The organism is Pseudomonas sp. BN606 (genome assembly GCF_029873115.1).
GTDB lineage: Bacteria > Pseudomonadota > Gammaproteobacteria > Pseudomonadales > Pseudomonadaceae > Metapseudomonas.
Genome location: NZ_SSOF01000068.1, coordinates 1 through 3,763, shown reverse-complemented (window position 1 = coordinate 3,763; position 3,763 = coordinate 1). Strand labels below are relative to the sequence as shown.

General features: G+C 59.8%; 4 protein-coding genes. 1 reads left to right on the top strand and 3 read right to left on the bottom strand.

Translation table 11 applies throughout. From position 1 onward, the window contains the following. Nucleotides 1–487: transposase (locus E8E75_RS12320; protein WP_280358967.1), on the top strand; the 487-nt coding region annotated here is incomplete at its 5' end. A 244-nt stretch (nt 488–731) separates the two neighbouring features. On the opposite strand, the gene folD is transcribed toward E8E75_RS12320, so the two are convergent. The 3 genes from folD to purU all read right to left on the bottom strand — a co-directional run. Next, nucleotides 732–1,613, bottom strand: coding sequence for a bifunctional methylenetetrahydrofolate dehydrogenase/methenyltetrahydrofolate cyclohydrolase FolD (gene folD, locus E8E75_RS12315; protein ID WP_280358964.1), 882 nt, complete (start codon nt 1,611–1,613; stop codon nt 732–734). Between the two features lie 55 nt (nt 1,614–1,668). Beyond that, nucleotides 1,669–2,928 (bottom strand): aminomethyl transferase family protein, encoded by a 1,260-nt coding sequence (locus E8E75_RS12310; protein ID WP_179057973.1) that lies wholly within the window; start codon nt 2,926–2,928, stop codon nt 1,669–1,671. 49 nt (nt 2,929–2,977) lie between these two features. Beyond that, a partial coding sequence (gene purU / locus E8E75_RS12305) for a formyltetrahydrofolate deformylase (protein WP_280358953.1) occupies nt 2,978–3,763 on the bottom strand: 786 nt, incomplete at its 5' end.

Here is a 3,763-nt window from a genome sequence, read left to right as displayed (position 1 = left end):
CAAGACCGAGCGCAAGGACGACAGTCTCTCCAGCAACGACTTTCACTGGAATCAGGAGGCCAAGGAATACCTCTGCCCAGCCGGCAAACCGCTACGCAGTGAATGGCGCGCCTTCACCCAACAGAGAACGCGGGTGACCAAGGCCAACACCATCATCTACCGCTCCAGCCAAGCCGACTGCGCCACCTGCCCGCTGAAAGCCAAGTGCTGTCCCAATACGCCGAATCGGAAGATCGTCCGCAGTATCCATGAGGCTGCTCGCGACGTAGCGCGACGCATCGCCAAGACACCGGAGTACCTCGTCTCTCGCTGCGAGCGCAAGAAGGTGGAGATGCTCTTCGCCCACCTCAAACGGATCATGAAACTCGACCGTTTACGGCTGCGTGGCCTGACCGGCGCCACCGACGAATTCACCTTGGCCGCGACGGTGCAAAACCTGCGACGCATGGCCAAGCTCATGCCTCACGGGCCACCGCTTACGGGATAGGTACGCCTGTGGCGAGCGGAAACCCTCGAATTAACCCACAAACCTGAGCCCGGACGCTCAGTGAAAGGCCGAAAGGCAATGTGAAGTGGCTTGCAGCCACTTCGAACGCTGGCGCGCCTGGCCGACTGGCTGCCGCAGAACCGCCTTTTTCAACAGAATCAGTCCATAACGGCCGGTCATTTAGCTAAGAAAACTTTACCCTTGAGATCGCCAACTCCCACAGGCTGCACCTTCGGCCGTACCATCAAAGATGGCTCTGAACTTCCGCACGTCGCTGTGCTGCACTCAGCGTATTGGCCAGCAAGCAAGCGATCGTCATCGGCCCCACTCCACCAGGTACAGGCGTAATCGCTCCGGCACGCTCAACTGCACTTTCGAAGTGAACGTCGCCCACCAGCTTGGTGGTTCCGTTCTCCTGCTTGATGCGGCTGATACCGACATCAATGACCGTGGCTCCGGGTTTTACCCAATCGCCGGGAATCATTTGGGGAACGCCGGTGGCCACGACCAGAATATCGGCCTGCCGGCACCTTGCCTCAAGATCCACGGTCTTGCTGTGAGCGATCGTCACGGTGCAGCGTTCCTGCAGTAGCAGCCGTGCCATGGGCTTGCCAACGATGTTGGACGCGCCAATCACCAGCGCGTTCATGCCAACAAGAGTGGGATGCAGGTTCCTCAACAAGAACATCACTCCCGTCGGCGTGCACGGCACCAGGGCATCCAGCCCAGTTGCCAGGCGACCGGCATTAGTGATGGTGAAGCCATCAACATCCTTTGCTGGGTCAATGCGCTCGATGACCCGGGTGACATCGATGCCTGCGGGCAGGGGCAGCTGCACCAGTATGCCGTCAACGCGGTCATCAAGATTGAGGGTGTCGATCTGTGCGAGCAGACGCTCCTCCGTGGCGTCGGCGGGCATGCGGTACTCGAACGAGTGCATACCTACCTCTTCCGTCTGCAGCACCTTGTTGCGTACATACACCTCGCTGGCAGGATCGGTCCCCACGAGGATGACTGCCAGGCCGGGCGCGCGACCGTGTCGAGTAGCGAACGCGCTCACGTCCCGCGCAAGGCGTTCACGCAGTTGCCGGGCTTCGGCTTTTCCGTCGATCAGGAATGCGGACATTGTTTCTCCGGGTCTTACAGATGAAGCAGGCCCTGAGACCCAGGGCCTTGCCGACTCAGCTGCGGCGGTTGTCGGTTTTGTACGGTGCGGGCTGGACAGTGGCGCGGATGGGCAGTTGCGGCTCGCCCGGATTGCCCCAGATAACCGTGACTTCAGTACCTACTTCTGCCTGGGCGATGTCCAGGGTGCACAGCGAGAGCATCTCGCGGAAGAAGTAGCTGTAGCCACGAGAGGTGGAAACGCCGACCTCACGGCCGTTCACCAGCACCTTGTCGGCATACATGAAACCGCGCTGATCCCGGGGCATCTCCATGAAGGCGTAGTGCTCGCCCTTCTGGAACAGGGATGCGAATACCTTGAGCACATCATCGGGATTCCACACCAGGGTGCGAATCACCCGGCGTGGGTTGGCCACTTCCTTTTCCAGGGCCTCGCGGCCGATGAAGTCGTGATCGAACTTGATGTTGCGCCCCCAACCGAGCTCGACAGGGCTGCGGTACCAGGCGCTGACATCATCAGCCTCGAAGCTGCCGGCAACGTTGAAGGTCGAGGCGAACGCCGGCAGAGACGCTTCGAATTCGGCGCGATACTCAGCCATGTCCTCGCTGAAGATCGCCGGCAGGTAGTCGGTCACGATAGTGGGGAAACAGGCTTCCAGGTGGTTGATGAAGGCAGCTCGACCACCCAGCTTGCGAATCCCGAACGCTTCGCCGGCTCGCACCACTGCCTCATACACCTCGGCAGCATGTTCGGCAGGACCTTGCAGCTCCACACCAGGCTCCCCGGACATGCCCTGTCGCAGCGCGTAGACCTCATGCCCGGCAATCTTCACCACTTGCGAGTGCATGAACTTGATGTCCGCCAGGGCCACGCCTGTCAGCTTCTCGATCAATGCGGCAGCCTTGGGCCCAGCAACCTGGAATTTGAACCCTTCGACAACCTCCGAGCTGACGTTGTAATCACCCTTGCGTAGGTGGAAGTCCATGAGGAAGCCGCCGCGACCGAAGAGCATGAAGTCATCCTCCCCCCAGCGGCTGAGGATACCCTCATGGATCACCTTGCCATCACGATTGCAGTGGGTGACATGCTTGGACTGCATGATGTCGAACTTGGCGAAGCTGTTGATGGAGGTATCGGAGAAAAGCTTCAACACGTCCGGTCCACGGTAACGCCGCTGCCAAAGGAACGACCAATCACCGATGTAGCAGTGGTCCTTCCAGGACATGCTCTCGTCGAGCCAGTCCGTGTACTCAGGCTGCCCCCAACGGGACGTGAAATAGCCCTCTGGAGTCTTTCTGAAATTCTTGGGGAGCATGTCTTTACCTCGGTTACTTCAACGAATTGTTGTTATGCGTGGCCAGGCGTCAGCCTTCGAACACGATGGTTTTGCGACCGTTCGGAATGACGCGGTCTTCCAGATAGGCGCGCACTGCCCTGGCCAGGACGCGTCGTTCGATGTCACGCCCCTTACGTACGAGATCTTCCGCGCTATCGCGGTGGGAAATGCGCTCGACGTCTTGCTCGATGATCGGGCCCTCGTCCAGGTCGGCGGTGACGAAGTGCGAGGTCGCGCCAATCAGCTTCACGCCACGCTCATGGGCCTGGTGATAGGGACGCGCGCCCTTGAATCCCGGCAGGAAGCTGTGATGGATGTTGATGCAGCGCCCATCCAGCTTGCGCGAGAGGTCATCGGAGAGGATCTGCATGTAGCGAGCGAGCACAACTAGGTCGGTCCTGGTGGACTCGATCAAGGCAAGCAGTTTCTCTTCCTGCTGGGACTTGTTATCCCGGGTCACTGGCAGGTAGTGAAACGCTATGCCCTGCAGATCAACCGCGGCGTATCGCTCCTGGGGATGGTTGGCGACAACGGCCGATATCTCCATCGGCAGCTCGCCGATTCGGCTGCGGTAAAGCAGGTCGCGCAGGCAATGGTCATAGCCGGACACGAGCAGCATTACGCGCTTGCGCTGGTCCTGCGGACGCAGCGACCACTCCATGCCGTACCGATGGGCAACATCGGCGAATCCAGCCTTGATGTCCTCGAGTACCAGTTGCGTCGCGCTGTCTATCGCGTCGAACACCACCCGCATGAAGAACTGCTGAGTATCCAGATCATCGAATTGCTGCGCATCGAGGATGTTGCATCCCTG